Here is a 15,080-nt window from a genome sequence, read left to right as displayed (position 1 = left end):
ACCCCTGGACACGGTCCCGCCCGCGCCGGATAGCGTGGGAGCATGCGCTATCTCTTCAGCACCGGCCTCTTCGGCGCGATCACCGCGGGCGCGACGCTGCTGCGCGGCTCACGCGACACCCCGATCACGTGGCGCGCCGTGCTCGCCTGGGTCAGCTGGGGCATCACGCTCGCCCTAGCGATCGGCACCGCCGTGGACATGCGCCGCGATGCGCGGGGCCTTCCGGTCGCGCCCGACTCCCCCGTGGCCGAGGCCAAGGAGAAGCGGCGCAAGAAGGAGCAGAAGGAGCGGGCGAAGGCCGAGAAGAAGCTCGCCAAGCTCCGCTGACCCCGCCGGTCTCGGACGCTGACCCCGCCGGTCCCGGACGCTGACCCCGCCGGTCCCGGACGCTGAGCCCGTCGGTCCCGGACGCTGAGCCCGTCGAAGCGTCCGTGCTCGTCACGAACGCTGAGCCCGTCACGGACGCTGAGCCCGTCGAAGCGTCCTGCCCGTCGGGCATCCGCTCACCGCGTGAGGATCAGCGCCTCGCCCTGTCCTCCGCCGCCGCAGAGACCGACCGCCGCCGTGCCCGACCCGCGCCGCGCCAGCTCGTGCGCGGCGTGCACCACGAGCCGCGCGCCGCTGGCGCCGATCGGATGCCCGATGGCGATGCCGCCGCCGTGGATGTTGACGATGTCGGCCGACAGGCCGAGCTCCTGCTCCGAGCGCGCCACGACCGCGCCGAACGCCTCGTTGATCTCCACCAGGTCGAGGTCCGCCGCGGAGATGCCCTGCTTCTGCAGCGCCCGCTCGATCGCCCGCGCCGGCTGGGCGTGCAGCGAGTTGTCCGGCCCCGCGGTCTGCCCGCTGGCGCCGACGACGGCCAGCACGGGCCAGCCCTTCTCCTCCGCGTGCTCCCGCGTGGTCACCACCACGGCGGCCGCGCCGTCGGAGATCTGCGAGGAGTTGCCGGCGGTGATCGAGCCGCCCTCCGCGAAGGCCGGACGCAGGCCGGCCAGGGTCTGCACCGTGGTCTCCGGGCGCACGCCCTCGTCCTCGGTGACGACGATCGGATCGCCCTTGCGCTGCGGCACCTCGACGGGGACGATCTCGGCGCCGAACACGCCCGCGCTCTTCGCCGCGGCGGCGCGCTGGTGGGATCGCGCCGCGACCTCGTCCTGCACCTCGCGGCTGATCTCGAAGCGGGCGTTGTGCCGCTCGGTGGAGGCGCCCATGCTCTCCCGGTCGTACGCGTCGGTGAGACCGTCGTACGCCATGTGATCGAGCACCTCGACACTGCCGTACGCCCAGCCGTCCCGGGAGCCCATCAGCAGGTGCGGGGCGCGGGTCATGGACTCCATGCCGCCTGCGACCACGGTGAGGGCGTCGCCGGTGCGGATCATGCGTGCGGCGTCGATGATCGCGGTCAGGCCGGACAGGCACACCTTGTTCACCGAGCTCGACGGCACGTCCCAGCCGATGCCGGCGCCGATGGCGGCCTGACGGGCGGCGTTCTGCCCGGATCCTGCGGCGAGGACCTGGCCCATGATCACCGCGTCGACCTCCCCCGGGTCGATGTCGGCCTGCGCGAGGGCGCCGCGGATCGCGAACGACCCGAGCTGCGGGGCGGTGAAGGCGGCGAGCCGGCCCTTCAGGCGGCCCTGCGGGGTGCGGGCGGCGGCGACGATGACGATGTCGCTCATGATGCGGTCTCCTTCAGTGCGTCGGCGACGGTGAGCGGCGGCTCGGTCGCGGCGATGACGTCCTCGACGCGGACGCCGGGCGCGGTCTCCACCAGCACGAGGCCGTCGGGGGTGACGTCGATCACAGCGAGGTCGGTGATGATCCGGTCGACCACGCCGCGTCCGGTGAGCGGCAGGGAGCACTCGTTCACGATCTTCGCCGAGCCGTCCTTGGCGACGTGCTCCATCAGCACGATCACGCGCGCGGCGCCGTGGACGAGGTCCATCGCACCGCCCGGACCCTTGACCATCTTCCCCGGGATCATCCAGTTGGCGAGGTCTCCGGCGGCGGAGACCTGCATGGCGCCGAGGATGGCGGCGTCGATCTTGCCGCCGCGGATCATCCCGAAGCTCGTCGCGGAGTCGAAGAAGGCGGCACCCGGCAGCACCGTGACCGTCTCCTTGCCGGCGTTGATGAGGTCGGGGTCGACGTCCGCCTCGGCCGGGTACGGCCCGACCCCGAGGATGCCGTTCTCGGACTGCAGCACCACGGCCACGCCCTCGGGCACGTAGTTGGGCACCAGCGTGGGCAGGCCGATCCCGAGGTTCACGTAGGAGCCGTCGGCGAGTTCCCTGGCCGCACGGGCGGCCATCTCGTTGCGGGTGAGCGGCATGTCAGGCTCCTTCCGGCATCGGGCGCGCGGCGGCCTGCTCGACCGAGACCGTGCGCCGCTCGATGCGCTTCTCGATGTCCGTGCCGACCTCGACGACCCGGTGCACGTAGATGCCGGGCAGGTGGACGCGGTCGGGGTCGATCTCCCCCGGCTCCACGAGGCGCTCGACCTGTGCGATGCAGATGCGCCCCGCCATGGCGGCGAGCGGGTTGAAGTTGCGGGCGGCCTTGTTGAAGACCAGGTTCCCGTGCCGGTCGCCGAGCGCGGCGTGCACCAGCGCGTAGTCGGTGGTGATCGCCTCCTCGAGCACGAACTCGCGCGGCTCGCCGCGGTACTCGAAGGTGCGCACGTCCTTGGCCGGAGAGACCACCGCGACGGCCCCGCCGGGGGCGTAGCGCCGCGGGAGCCCGCCCTCGGCGACCTGGGTGCCGACGCCGGTCTGTGTGAAGAACGCCGCGATCCCGGAGCCGCCGGCGCGCAGCTTCTCGGCCAGGGTGCCCTGCGGGGTCAGTTCGAGCTCGAGGTCGCCCTCGAGGAACTGGCGCTCGAACTCCTTGTTCTCACCGACGTACGACGAGGTCATCTTGCGGATGCGGCGGGAGTGCAGCAGGATGCCCAGGCCCCAGTCGTCCACGCCGCAGTTGTTGCTCACCACGCTCAGATCCGTCGTCCCCTGCGCGTGCAGGGCTTCGATGAGAGCCATCGGGTTGCCGGAGAGGCCGAAGCCGCCGACCGCCAGCGAGGCGCCGTCCGGGATGTCGGCGACGGCCTCCGCCGCCGACGGCCAGAGCTTGTCGATCACGCGTCACTCCTTCGTGTCGGGAGGACTCCAGCTTCGTCCCGCGATGCGACCGGCGGCAAGCCGGTGCTTGCCATGTGGTCGCGGTGCCGACTAGCGTCCACATCATGGAACAGCGTGCCGCCGCGAGACGCTCCGTGCCGGGCGCCCAGGCCGTCGCCCGTGCCGCGGCGCTGTTGCGCCTGGTGACCGCCGCGGCCGACGGGGTGTCGCTGCAGGAGCTCTCCCGGCGCTCGGGGCTGAGCCGCTCCACGGCGCACCGCCTGCTGACCGCGCTGCGCCTGGAGGGCCTGGTGGATCAGGACGAGGCATCCGCGCTCTGGATGCCGGGACCGGAGCTCTACCTCATGGGAAACGTGGCCGCGGCGCGCTACGACATCACCGAGCTGGCGCGCGACATCGTGCGCTCGCTGGCCGTGAAGACCGAGGAGAGCGCCTTCCTCTCCGCGCGGCGCGCGGACGAGACGGTGTGCCTGCTCCGGGAGGAGGGGTCCTTCCCGATCCGCTCCTTCGTGCTGAGCGAGGGCGTGCGCTTCCCCCTCGGCGTGGCCAGCGCAGGCCTGGCGATCCTGGCCTTCCTGCCTGACCACGATGTGGATGCCTACCTCGAGCGGCATCCGGAGCTGCCGGAGCGCTGGGGCGCCGCACACGCCGAGAAGCCGCTGCGCCGCCGGCTGCGGGAGACGAAGGAGCGCGGATACGCGGTGAACCCGGGGCTCATCGTGGCGGGCTCCTGGGGCATGGGCGCGGCGGTGTTCGATCGCGAGGGCCGGCCCGAGTGGGCGCTCAGCCTCACCGGCGTGGAGTTCCGGTTCGGCCCTGACCGCATCGGGCAGCTCGGGCGGACTCTGCTCTCGCACGCGCACCAGCTCTCCTCACGGATCGCGGGATCGCGCCGCTGAGAGCATTTACATACCGCTTGTTATATACTTGTTGGTATGAATCGCGCGGACATCCTCCCTCGCATCGTGATCGCGGCGCACGCGCTCGCGCGGATCGCCGCCCGGGATGCCGGGAACGACGCACCCTCGGCGCAGTGGCGCGTGCTCAGCCTCCTCGAGGCTTCGGCGGGCGCCCGCATCGGCGCCCTGGCGACCTCGGCGCGCACGACGCAACCGGGCATGACCCGGCTGATCGGCGAGATGGAGCGCGCCGGTCTGGTGATCCGCACCGCGGATCCGGAGGATTCGCGCGCCACGGTCGTCACCGCCACGGAGGAGGGACGCCGGGCGCTCCGGGCGTGGCGCGACGAGCTGCGGGACACGCTCGCGCCCCGGTTCGCCGACCTCTCCGAGGCGGACTGGCGGGCGCTGGAGCGGGCCGCGCAGCTGCTCGCCGAGCGCAGCGACGGAAGCACCATCGACAGGACAGGAGACGAAGGATGAGCAGCACGGGAACCGGATCGGTGTGGAGGCAGCCGTCGCAGGTGTGGGCGGTCGCGTTCGCCGACGGGCCTGGCCATGCTCGTCACCAGCTGGGTGTCCAGCCGGATCGGCGCGAAGGCGACGCTGCTGGCCGGGCTCGGTCTCATCGTCGTGTTCGCTCTGCTCTGCGCCCTGAGTGGAAGCGTCGACGCGGTGATCGGCTTCCGCGCGGGGTGGGGGCTCGGGAACGCGCTGTTCATCTCCACGGCCCTGGCCACGATCGTCGGCGCGGCAGCCGGCGGCAGCGGCGCGGCGATCGTGCTGTACGAGGCGGCGCTGGGTCTCGGCATCGCAGTCGGTCCGCTGCTGGGCGGACTGCTGGGCGAGCACAGCTGGAGGGCGCCGTTCTTCGGGGTGGTGGCGCTGATGGCGATCGCCTTCATCGCCGTGCTGCTCCTGCTGCGCACTCCGGCCGAGCGCCGCGAGCGGGTGCCGTTCTCCGCTCCGTTCCGCGCGCTGAAGCGCCCCGCGCTCGCGGTGCTCGCCGTGGCGGCGCTGTTCTACAACATCGGGTTCTTCGTTCTGCTGGCCTTCTCCCCCTTCCCCCTCGGGTTCGGGGCGATGGGCATCGGCCTCACCTTCTTCGGCTGGGGCGTGGCGCTCGCGGTGACCAGCGTGTGGGTCGCGCCCGTGCTGATGCGGCGGATGCCGCGCACAGCGATCATCCTGATCACGCTGCCGCTGCTGGCCGCCGACCTGATGGCGGCCGGGCTCGTGGTGGCCTCGCCCGCGGCGCTCGTGATCTGCATCGTGATCGGCGGCCTCCTGCTCGGCGTGATGAACACCGTGCTCACCGAGGCGGTCATGGAGGCGACCGATCTGCCCCGCGCGGTGGCGTCCTCCGCCTACTCGGCGGTGCGCTTCCTGGGCGGTGCCGTCGCGCCGCCGGTCGCGGCCGCGCTCGCGCACGCGTTCGGCGACACGGTGCCGTACCTGTTCGCCGCGGCGGCGGTGCTCCTCGCCGCGCTGACCGTGCTGCTGGGACGCCGCGTGCTCGCGCACATCGACGATCCCGCGGACGGCCCGGCGGAGGATGCCGCGGCTATCCTCGTGGGTGACGCGGCCTGAGCGGAGCCGCACGTATCGGGCGCCGCACAGACGCCGCCATCGGCATGAACGAGGAGAGATAGTGACCGCCACCCTCCCGGACCGCAGCCGCATCGTGCAGGAGCACCTGGCGGCGGCGGGCATCGACACCGAGATCGTCGTGCTGCCGGATTCGGCCCGGACGGCGCCCGAGGCCGCGCAGGCGGTCGGATGCGAGGTCGGAGCGATCGCGAACAGCCTGGTGCTCGTCGCCGACGGCAGGCCGATCCTGGTGATGACGAGCGGCGCGCACCGCGTCGACGTCGACGTCCTCGCGGCGGCGATCGCGGCGGAGTCGGTCGCGATGGCGCCGGCCGCGGTCGTGCGCGCGGCGACCGGTCAGGCGATCGGGGGCGTCGCCCCCGCCGGGCATCCGCAGCCGCTGCCGACGTATCTCGACGAGGACCTTGCGGCCTTCGACCGGATCTGGGCCGCGGGCGGCACGCCGCACACGGTCATGCCGTTGACCTTCGAGCAGCTGCGCGCGCTGACCGGCGGCACGACCGTCCGCGTGGCCTGAGCCGGACCCCCCCGCCGGGCGCGGGTCATTCGACCATGATGTCGTCGATCTCGAGATCGTCGTCCAGCAGGCAGTAGATGGTGAGGTCCGGGTACTCCTCGGGGGCGACATAGAGGAGCGTCATCCCGCCGTCGCCGAAGACGACGACGCCGTCCAGGCTGATGTCCTCCCGCAGCGCGGCGAGCGGCTCCTCGAGGTCGTCCTCGTCCTCGTCCTCGTAGGCGGCCTCGATGAGCGACTCCGCCACTTCGCGTTCGCGCGCGTCGAGAACCTCGGCGGTGAGGCGCGCGAGGGCGTGCTGGACGGTCTCCTGCATGGTGTCCATGTCGGGGAGGTCCTCCGGCTCGAGACCCTCGTCGAGGTCGTCCTCCTCGTCCTCGTCCTCGTCCTCGTCGAGCAGTTCGAAGTCGTCCTCGAATTCGTACTCCACGGTGACGCGGCGACCGCCGGGCAGTTCGACTGTCGCGGTGAGCGCGCCGTCCTCATCGGTGTCGATGTCGTCGAGTTCGATCATCAGGCCTCCTCGTCAATCGCCATGGTCTCACTCGAACCGGGATCAGGGAAGAGCCCCCGCACACGACGAAGCCCCGGACCTCCCTGTGCGTCAGGATGGGGTGAGACACCAGCACTGCTGACCTTCGCACTGCACGGGGCGAGAACGGACCAATACTGAGATGACGATGACGGTTGCTGACGTCGGCACCGATGATGGGGCTATGGCTCCTCGTGCTGACCGGCCCAAGAGGCGGACGTTCACCGCCGAGTTCAAAGCGGCGATCCTGGCCGAGTACGACGCCGCGGACCGCTCTGGGCGTGGGGAGATCCTGCGCCGGGAGGGCCTGTACACCTCCCACATCATCGAGTGGCGCAAGGCCGCGGCCGCCGGCTCGCTGTCCGGGCTGGGCAGCAAGCCGCGGGACCGGCGCGAGCGGGAGCTGCAGGCGCTACGGGCCCGGGCGGAGAAGGCCGAGGCCGAGCTGGCCAAGACCAGGGCGGCGCTGGACCTGATGGGAAAAGCACACGCGCTCTTGGAGACGCTCTCCGAGAGCGCGGACAAGCCGCCGCGGTCGCCGCGGTGATCAACCCGGCCGTCGACGGGCTGGCCGAGCACGTCGGCACCGCGGCTGCGTGCGCGCTGCTGGGTCGCTCCCGCGCCAGTCACTACCGGGCCAAGAACCCGCCACCGCCACGTCCACGGACACCGCGGCCGGCACCGGCGAACAAGCTGTCCGCCGCCGAGCGGGCCCACGTGCTGGCCGTGTTGACCAGCCAGCGGTTCGCGGACAAGTCGGTCGCCCAGGTCTGGGCCACGCTGCTGGACGAGGGCACCTACCTGTGCTCGATGTCCACGATGCACCGGATCCTGCGCGAGCACGACATGGCCGGGGAACGGCGCCGGCAGGCGAGCCACCCGCCCCGGACCCGGCCCGAGCTCGTCGCGACGGCGCCGGGGCAGGTGTGGAGTTGGGACATCACAAAGCTCAAGGGGCCGGAGCGGGGCGTGTACTACGACCTGTACGTCGTGCTCGACATCTTCTCCAGGTTCGTCGTGGGCTGGACCATCGCGGCCCGCGAGGACGCCGAGATCGCCAAGAACCTGCTCGAGCACGCCATGGGCATCCATGGCGTGCCGGAGGCGATCCACGCCGACCGCGGGACCTCGATGACCTCCAAACCGGTCGCTCAGCTGCTCGTCGACCTCGGGGTGGCCAGGTCGCACTCCCGCCCGCACGTGTCGAACGACAACCCTTACAGCGAGGCGGCGTTCAAGACGCTGAAGTACGCCCCGGTCTTCCCCGAGCGCTTCGGGTCCCTGGCCGACGCCGGCGCGTTCGCCGAGCAGTTCTTCGCCTACTACAACCACGAGCACCGCCACTGCGGGATCGGGCTGCACACCCCCGCCAGCGTCCACTTCGGCACCGCCGGGCAGGTCCGCGCCCAGCGCCAGGCCACCCTGGACGCGGCCTACGCCGCCCGTCCCGAGCGCTTCGGCCACCGCCGACCCCAGGCGCCCAAGCTGCCCGAGGCCGCCTGGATCAACCAGCCCTCACAGGAGGCCCTCATACAGACCGCCTGACGGAATCTGTCTCACCCGCCTTGACACTTTCCGGCCACCGCCGTTTCGATCAGCGGGTGATGTCGTCCTCGACGTGCTCTGCCTCGTACTCGGCGAGCGCACGCATGATGCCGAATTCTGGCGTCGTGGGGAGGTTCACTTGGCCGTGGCCCACGATGTAGAGCCGGACGTCGACCTCGTTCAGCGTCTTCATGATGTGCGTGATCGTGTCGAACGTGCGGCCGAGTCGGTCGAGGCCAGCAGCGACGACCGCTGACGCCTTGCCGTCACGGACCGTGGCGAGGAGCTGGTCAAGTCCCGGCCGCGCCTTACCGACGTCGTGGAACTGCTCGATGACCTCGTAGCCGAGCTCTGCGATCAGGCGTTCGCAGGCTTCCATCTGCTCCTCGTGCGATCGGCGGTTCGGCCTCGCGCTACGGGTGTAGATCACGGCGCCCATCAGGCAACGCTCACTTCCGCGTAGTGAAGCGAGCGGGCCGCTCCGTCCTGTCGCCGCGCGCGGCGGCGCGCTGTAACTTCCTGGGAGCGAACACGGACCAGGAGCGCGAAGCTGACCGGCCCAATAATGAGGAACTTCATCGCGTTCCAGATGAAGAGGAGCACGAGGAGATTGAGCCACCCAGGGCCACCGTCCGCGATGAGGTTGGTGCAGATGCTCGCGGCGAGCAGGTAGGGCGCGGCGAGAAGCATCGCGGGGATGCCCCACTTGAATCGGCTGTAAGTCTCTGAAGTGGCTGGCCTGGGGTCGGCTGGCAGGGTGGGTGCTGGTGCTCCGTCTGGTCGTGACTCTTGAATCGCCTGGCCTCCCGCTTCGGCGGGGTGCCTTTCCCAGGATCTGTCCGGCCGGGTGGGTGCCGGCGCCGACCCTGCCCACTCCGATGGCTTGATCAGAAGCTTGCCCGACCGTTCACGGCGGTCGTGGCCCATTACAGGCCTGCCTCGAAGTGACCATTCCCGGGTCGACGCCAGCAGTGACGTCAACCCAGTGGAGAGGATCACGGTCACCATGACCATCGTCGCAAACACGTTCGCGTATGTCATCGGCGCGGACACCCATTCCAGAACACACACTCTCGCCGTGCTCGACGCGCGCACTGGCGCCAGAGTGGACACTCGGACCTTCCCGACGACGCCGGCGGGATTATCACGCGCGGTCGCGTGGATCGCTCGGCGCACCAGCGGGCTGGCCGATGTGCTCGTAACGATCGAGGGCGTCGGCTCGTATGGCGCCCGGCTCGCGAGAGCATGCCAGGACGCCGGCTACCGGGTCGTGGAGTCGTTCCCGACAGCGGCACGTGAACGTCGCGGACGAGGCAAGAGCGACGAGATCGACGCGGAACTGATCGCCCGCTCCGTGCTCGGCGTCGATGCCGACAACCTCCGTGATCCGCGTCAGGACGCGGGAGTCCGCGCGGCGCTGCGGGTGCTGATCGGCGCCCGCGACCTCATCAACCTCGAACGCACCAGGTCGATCAACGCCTTGACCGCGCTGCTTCGAACGGTCGACCTCGGCATCGACGCCCGCGCCTCGCTCACCAAGAAGCAGCTCGCGGCGATCGAGTCCTGGCGCACGCGACAGGAGGACCTCGCGACCGCGACAGCCCGCCGGGAAGCGATCCGGCTGGCCCGACGGGTTGCCGTCTGCGATGAGGACCTCGCTGCTAACCGTGACGAGATCACCGCGCTGGTCGCCGCCAGCGACGCCGCAATCCTGCTCGACGAGCCCGGGATCGGCGCGATCAACGCGGCCGTGATCATCGCCGCCTGGTCACACCCCGGCCGGGTCCGCTCCGAAGCAGCGTTCGCCGTGCTCGCCGGCGTCAGTCCCGTGCCCGCCTCGAGCGGAAACACCACCCGTCATCGCCTCAACCGAGGAGGCGACAGGCGTCTGAACAGAGCCTTATCGTCGATCGCGCTGACCCGAATGTCGCACCACCCGCCGACCCGCGCCTACGTCGAACGCCGACGAGCCGAAGGACGCACCACCAAGGAAATCCGCCGCTCACTCAAGCGATACATAGCCCGCCAGCTCTACCGCCGCCTCAGCGAGCAGAGCGGACTTGACAACACATAGAAGCATCCTGGGTTTCGTTCCTATCGGTTTCCCTGTCCGGCGGTCGCCGGGAGGCCTGATTCGAGGTCAGCGTAGTACGCGTCCTCGATCTCGATCGGGGTGCGCATGCCGAGTTCGCCGTGCAGGCGTTGATGGTTCCACCACCACACCCATTCGAGCGTCGCGAGCTCGACCTGCTCGACGGTCCTCCAGGGGCCGCGCTGGCGGATCAGCTCGGTCTTGTAGAGGTTGTTGACCGCCTCGGCGAGGGCGTCATACGAGTCCCCGACGGTTCCCGTCGAGGGTGTTGCGCCAAGCTCGACGACCCGGTCGGTGTAGACCATCGACATGTAGTTCGAGCCGTGATCGGCGTGATGGATCAGCCCGTCCAGCGGGCCGTCCGCGCCCCAGGCGGCCATGTCCAGCGCTTGCAGCGGCAGCACCTCCGCGCGCAGCGTCGCCGCGACGTTCCAGCCCACGATCCGACGTGAATAGACGTCGGTGACGAACGCGACGTATGCGAAGCCCGCCCAGGTGGCCACATACGTGATGTCTGCAACCCAGAGTCGGCGCGGCGCGTCCGCACGGAACCGCCGCTGGACGAGGTCCCGCGGTAGGGCCTGCGCCTTGTCCGGCCTGGTCGTGAACACCTTCTCCGACTTGCGAACCCCACGCACTCCCGCGAGGCGCATGAGGCGCTCGGTCTGGTCGCGGCCGATGTCCCACCCCTGCCGTTTCAGGAGAGCATGCATCTTCCGCCGCCCGTAGACGCCGTAGTTCTCCGCATGCAGCCTGGCGACCTCGGGCACCAGCAGCTCGTCGCGCAGCTGCCGGGCGGAGGCTATACGGGTCTTCGCGGCGCGATACCCGCGGGACGTGATGAATCCTGCACTGCCGGGCGCAGCGTCCGGCAGATGAGCTCGACCCCGAACCGCTCTCGATACTCGTCGATGAAGCGGATCATCTCGGTCAGGGCCGGTCGAGCTCCTTCGCGAAAAACACGCTCGCAGCCTTGAGGATCTCATTCGCCTTTCGCAGCTCGGCCACCTCGCGGCGCAGGCGCTTGTTCTCCTCAGCGACATCGCTCGGGACACCGGGCTTCGCGCCGGCGTCGACCTCGCGGCGGCAATGCCACACCCGCAGCGTCTCCGCGCTCATGCCGAGGAGCCCCGCAACATGCCGCACGGCGGACATCAGATTCGAGTGCTCACCGGAGGCCTTGGCCTCATCGAGCATCCGCAGCGCGCGCTCGCGCATCTCGGGAGAGTACTTCTGGTTCATCGTGTTCCATCCTTGCTTCAAGAACGGAACGAAACCCAGGATGCTTCTATGTGTTGTCAAGTCCGCTCTGCTCGCTGAGGCGGCGGTAGAGCTGGCGGGCTATGTATCGCTTGAGTGAGCGGCGGATTTCCTTGGTGGTGCGTCCTTCGGCTCGTCGGCGTTCGACGTAGGCGCGGGTCGGCGGGTGGTGCGACATTCGGGTCAGCGCGATCGACGATAAGGCTCTGTTCAGACGCCTGTCGCCTCCTCGGTTGAGGCGATGACGGGTGGTGTTTCCGCTCGAGGCGGGCACGGGACTGACGCCGGCGAGCACGGCGAACGCTGCTTCGGAGCGGACCCGGCCGGGGTGTGACCAGGCGGCGATGATCACGGCCGCGTTGATCGCGCCGATCCCGGGCTCGTCGAGCAGGATTGCGGCGTCGCTGGCGGCGACCAGCGCGGTGATCGCGTCACGGTTAGCAGCGAGGTCCTCATCGCAGACGGCAACCCGTCGGGCCAGCCGGATCGCTTCCCGGCGGGCTGTCGCGGTCGCGAGGTCCTCCTGTCGCGTGCGCCAGGACTCGATCGCCGCGAGCTGCTTCTTGGTGAGCGAGGCGCGGGCGTCGATGCCGAGGTCGACCGTTCGAAGCAGCGCGGTCAAGGCGTTGATCGACCTGGTGCGTTCGAGGTTGATGAGGTCGCGGGCGCCGATCAGCACCCGCAGCGCCGCGCGGACTCCCGCGTCCTGACGCGGATCACGGAGGTTGTCGGCATCGACGCCGAGCACGGAGCGGGCGATCAGTTCCGCGTCGATCTCGTCGCTCTTGCCTCGTCCGCGACGTTCACGTGCCGCTGTCGGGAACGACTCCACGACCCGGTAGCCGGCGTCCTGGCATGCTCTCGCGAGCCGGGCGCCATACGAGCCGACGCCCTCGATCGTTACGAGCACATCGGCCAGCCCGCTGGTGCGCCGAGCGATCCACGCGACCGCGCGTGATAATCCCGCCGGCGTCGTCGGGAAGGTCCGAGTGTCCACTCTGGCGCCAGTGCGCGCGTCGAGCACGGCGAGAGTGTGTGTTCTGGAATGGGTGTCCGCGCCGATGACATACGCGAACGTGTTTGCGACGATGGTCATGGTGACCGTGATCCTCTCCACTGGGTTGACGTCACTGCTGGCGTCGACCCGGGAATGGTCACTTCGAGGCAGGCCTGTAATGGGCCACGACCGCCGTGAACGGTCGGGCAAGCTTCTGATCAAGCCATCGGAGTGGGCAGGGTCGGCGCCGGCACCCACCCGGCCGGACAGATCCTGGGAAAGGCACCCCGCCGAAGCGGGAGGCCAGGCGATTCAAGAGTCACGACCAGACGGAGCACCAGCACCCACCCTGCCAGCCGACCCCAGGCCAGCCACTTCAGAGACTTACAGCCGATTCATGTGGACCGCGACAACCCGCGTCCCGGATTGCGGCGCTGGGTGGCCGTGAACACGGCGACCGGTGAACGCTCGGTCTGGAGGGAGGCGTGGATGAGCGTCCACCATCACGGCTCGGTGACGGTCACCGCGGCTGTCGGCGGGCATCGCATGAGCAACGATGGGTACTTCGATGGCTGGCAAGTGGAGCCTGCCGCCATCGAGTGCGCTGTCGCTGACCTGATGGCGCTCATGCGGACCACAGCCGGGGCGACCACCCAAGACGAGTACGATGTGCGCCTTGGGATCGAGTGGACCGGCGAGCAGCCGTTGACGATCCTGACGAAGGACAACATGGGCTTCACATACGACGGCGTTTCAGTCCCGTTGCACCGCTACACCCCGTGCGTCAGGATGGGGTGAGACACCAGCACTGCTGACCTTCGCACTGCACGGGGCGAGAACGGACCAATACTGAGATGACGATGACGGTTGCTGACGTCGGCACCGATGATGGGGCTATGGCTCCTCGTGCTGACCGGCCCAAGAGGCGGACGTTCACCGCCGAGTTCAAAGCGGCGATCCTGGCCGAGTACGACGCCGCGGACCGCTCTGGGCGTGGGGAGATCCTGCGCCGGGAGGGCCTGTACACCTCCCACATCATCGAGTGGCGCAAGGCCGCGGCCGCCGGCTCGCTGTCCGGGCTGGGCAGCAAGCCGCGGGACCGGCGCGAGCGGGAGCTGCAGGCGCTACGGGCCCGGGCGGAGAAGGCCGAGGCCGAGCTGGCCAAGACCAGGGCGGCGCTGGACCTGATGGGAAAAGCACACGCGCTCTTGGAGACGCTCTCCGAGAGCGCGGACAAGCCGCCGCGGTCGCCGCGGTGATCAACCCGGCCGTCGACGGGCTGGCCGAGCACGTCGGCACCGCGGCTGCGTGCGCGCTGCTGGGTCGCTCCCGCGCCAGTCACTACCGGGCCAAGAACCCGCCACCGCCACGTCCACGGACACCGCGGCCGGCACCGGCGAACAAGCTGTCCGCCGCCGAGCGGGCCCACGTGCTGGCCGTGTTGACCAGCCAGCGGTTCGCGGACAAGTCGGTCGCCCAGGTCTGGGCCACGCTGCTGGACGAGGGCACCTACCTGTGCTCGATGTCCACGATGCACCGGATCCTGCGCGAGCACGACATGGCCGGGGAACGGCGCCGGCAGGCGAGCCACCCGCCCCGGACCCGGCCCGAGCTCGTCGCGACGGCGCCGGGGCAGGTGTGGAGTTGGGACATCACAAAGCTCAAGGGGCCGGAGCGGGGCGTGTACTACGACCTGTACGTCGTGCTCGACATCTTCTCCAGGTTCGTCGTGGGCTGGACCATCGCGGCCCGCGAGGACGCCGAGATCGCCAAGAACCTGCTCGAGCACGCCATGGGCATCCATGGCGTGCCGGAGGCGATCCACGCCGACCGCGGGACCTCGATGACCTCCAAACCGGTCGCTCAGCTGCTCGTCGACCTCGGGGTGGCCAGGTCGCACTCCCGCCCGCACGTGTCGAACGACAACCCTTACAGCGAGGCGGCGTTCAAGACGCTGAAGTACGCCCCGGTCTTCCCCGAGCGCTTCGGGTCCCTGGCCGACGCCGGCGCGTTCGCCGAGCAGTTCTTCGCCTACTACAACCACGAGCACCGCCACTGCGGGATCGGGCTGCACACCCCCGCCAGCGTCCACTTCGGCACCGCCGGGCAGGTCCGCGCCCAGCGCCAGGCCACCCTGGACGCGGCCTACGCCGCCCGTCCCGAGCGCTTCGGCCACCGCCGACCCCAGGCGCCCAAGCTGCCCGAGGCCGCCTGGATCAACCAGCCCTCACAGGAGGCCCTCATACAGACCGCCTGACGGAATCTGTCTCACCCGCCTTGACACTTTCCGACACGCCGGTCGAGACCACCTAAACGCCATTGAGCCGGCGGCGGACTGCTTCTGGCACGTTCACGACTTCGCTCAGGACTGCGTGAACCAGGGCGGCATCTCGAACGTGCTGATGATCCAGCCGCCTGCCCGCGAGGAGTCTTAGTTCCGCCCCGCCTCTCCCACGGTGGTGACCGTCTCTCGACATGCGGTGACGGTCG

The 15,080-nt window shown here is 70.0% G+C and carries 15 protein-coding genes and 2 pseudogenes; 9 read left to right on the top strand and 8 right to left on the bottom strand.

The window, feature by feature from the left end:
- Positions 1-42: 42 nt before the first annotated feature.
- Entirely contained in the window at positions 43-327 is a 285-nt protein-coding gene (locus JSY13_RS05145) for a hypothetical protein (protein ID WP_259607945.1), read from the top strand.
- A 176-nt stretch (positions 328-503) separates the two neighbouring features.
- Here JSY13_RS05145 and JSY13_RS05140 read toward each other — a convergent pair whose 3' ends face one another.
- The 3 genes from JSY13_RS05140 to JSY13_RS05130 are packed head-to-tail and all read right to left on the bottom strand — an operon-like array spanning position 504 to position 3,137.
- A complete protein-coding gene (locus JSY13_RS05140; protein WP_259607944.1) occupies positions 504-1,682 on the bottom strand; it encodes an acetyl-CoA C-acetyltransferase in 1,179 nt (392 codons plus the stop codon).
- A complete protein-coding gene (locus tag JSY13_RS05135; RefSeq protein ID WP_259607943.1) occupies positions 1,679-2,335 on the bottom strand; it encodes a CoA transferase subunit B in 657 nt (218 codons plus the stop codon). The genes JSY13_RS05140 and JSY13_RS05135 overlap by 4 nt, the downstream gene beginning before the upstream one ends.
- 1 nt (position 2,336) lies before the next feature.
- Entirely contained in the window at positions 2,337-3,137 is an 801-nt protein-coding gene (locus tag JSY13_RS05130) for a CoA transferase subunit A (RefSeq protein ID WP_259607942.1), read from the bottom strand.
- A 104-nt stretch (positions 3,138-3,241) separates the two neighbouring features.
- On the opposite strand from JSY13_RS05130, the gene JSY13_RS05125 reads away from it, so the two are divergent.
- The 4 genes and pseudogenes from JSY13_RS05125 to JSY13_RS05110 all read left to right on the top strand — a co-directional run bounded on the left by JSY13_RS05125 (position 3,242) and on the right by JSY13_RS05110 (position 6,164).
- Positions 3,242-4,036 (top strand): IclR family transcriptional regulator, encoded by a 795-nt coding sequence (locus JSY13_RS05125; RefSeq protein ID WP_259607941.1) that lies wholly within the window; start codon positions 3,242-3,244, stop codon positions 4,034-4,036.
- Between the two features lie 36 nt (positions 4,037-4,072).
- Positions 4,073-4,519: a MarR family winged helix-turn-helix transcriptional regulator gene (locus JSY13_RS05120; protein WP_259607940.1), complete on the top strand. Its 447-nt coding sequence runs from the start codon at positions 4,073-4,075 to the stop codon at positions 4,517-4,519.
- Positions 4,516-5,626, top strand: a pseudogene (locus JSY13_RS05115) (MFS transporter). The gene JSY13_RS05120 and the pseudogene JSY13_RS05115 overlap by 4 nt, the downstream one beginning before the upstream one ends.
- A 61-nt stretch (positions 5,627-5,687) precedes the next feature.
- Positions 5,688-6,164 (top strand): YbaK/EbsC family protein, encoded by a 477-nt coding sequence (locus JSY13_RS05110; RefSeq protein ID WP_259607939.1) that lies wholly within the window; start codon positions 5,688-5,690, stop codon positions 6,162-6,164.
- 25 nt (positions 6,165-6,189) lie between these two features.
- On the opposite strand, the gene JSY13_RS05105 is transcribed toward JSY13_RS05110, so the two are convergent.
- Positions 6,190-6,678 carry a hypothetical protein gene (locus tag JSY13_RS05105; protein WP_259607938.1) on the bottom strand — a complete coding sequence of 163 codons (489 nt, stop codon included), beginning with the start codon at positions 6,676-6,678 and terminating at the stop codon, positions 6,190-6,192.
- A gap of 166 nt (positions 6,679-6,844) precedes the next feature.
- Between JSY13_RS05105 and JSY13_RS05100 the strand changes: the two genes are divergently transcribed.
- Positions 6,845-8,241, top strand: a protein-coding gene (locus JSY13_RS05100; protein ID WP_370428832.1) for an IS3 family transposase whose coding sequence is annotated in 2 segments (ribosomal slippage) — positions 6,845-7,181 and positions 7,181-8,241 — 1,398 coding nt in all. Because the reading frame shifts where the segments join, the coding sequence is not laid out codon by codon here.
- A gap of 49 nt (positions 8,242-8,290) precedes the next feature.
- On the opposite strand, the gene JSY13_RS05095 is transcribed toward JSY13_RS05100, so the two are convergent.
- Together JSY13_RS05095 and JSY13_RS05090 are read right to left on the bottom strand one after the other, a co-directional pair.
- On the bottom strand, positions 8,291-8,680 hold the full coding sequence (locus JSY13_RS05095; RefSeq protein ID WP_259607937.1) for a recombinase family protein: 390 nt from the start codon (positions 8,678-8,680) through the stop codon (positions 8,291-8,293).
- Positions 8,680-8,931 (bottom strand): hypothetical protein, encoded by a 252-nt coding sequence (locus tag JSY13_RS05090; protein ID WP_336297707.1) that lies wholly within the window; start codon positions 8,929-8,931, stop codon positions 8,680-8,682. Before JSY13_RS05090 ends, JSY13_RS05095 begins: the two co-directional genes overlap by 1 nt.
- Positions 8,932-9,247: 316 nt before the next feature.
- On the opposite strand from JSY13_RS05090, the gene JSY13_RS05085 reads away from it, so the two are divergent.
- Entirely contained in the window at positions 9,248-10,315 is a 1,068-nt protein-coding gene (locus tag JSY13_RS05085; protein WP_061873125.1) for an IS110 family RNA-guided transposase, read from the top strand.
- A 20-nt stretch (positions 10,316-10,335) separates the two neighbouring features.
- On the opposite strand, the pseudogene JSY13_RS05080 reads toward JSY13_RS05085, so the two are convergent.
- Both JSY13_RS05080 and JSY13_RS05075 read right to left on the bottom strand, forming a co-directional pair.
- Positions 10,336-11,575: pseudogene (locus JSY13_RS05080) on the bottom strand (IS3 family transposase).
- 46 nt (positions 11,576-11,621) lie between these two features.
- Positions 11,622-12,689, bottom strand: a complete 1,068-nt coding sequence (locus JSY13_RS05075; RefSeq protein ID WP_259606526.1) for an IS110 family RNA-guided transposase — start codon at positions 12,687-12,689, stop codon at positions 11,622-11,624.
- Between the two features lie 300 nt (positions 12,690-12,989).
- On the opposite strand from JSY13_RS05075, the gene JSY13_RS05070 reads away from it, so the two are divergent.
- Both JSY13_RS05070 and JSY13_RS05065 read left to right on the top strand, forming a co-directional pair.
- The gene (locus JSY13_RS05070; RefSeq protein ID WP_259607936.1) at positions 12,990-13,388 is read left to right on the top strand and encodes a hypothetical protein; all 399 of its coding nucleotides are present in this window, start codon (positions 12,990-12,992) and stop codon (positions 13,386-13,388) included.
- Positions 13,389-13,450: 62 nt separating this feature from the next.
- Positions 13,451-14,847 (top strand): IS3 family transposase gene (locus JSY13_RS05065; RefSeq protein WP_370428832.1). Its coding sequence is split into 2 segments (ribosomal slippage): positions 13,451-13,787 and positions 13,787-14,847, totalling 1,398 coding nucleotides; the frame shifts between segments, so codons are not numbered across the junction.
- Positions 14,848-15,080 lie beyond the last annotated feature (233 nt).

Source organism: Microbacterium neungamense (assembly GCF_024971095.1).
Taxonomy (GTDB): Bacteria; Actinomycetota; Actinomycetes; order Actinomycetales; family Microbacteriaceae; genus Microbacterium; species Microbacterium neungamense.
The sequence above is the reverse complement of the archived record's forward strand: the minus strand, read 5'-3'. Positions and strand labels throughout refer to the sequence as shown.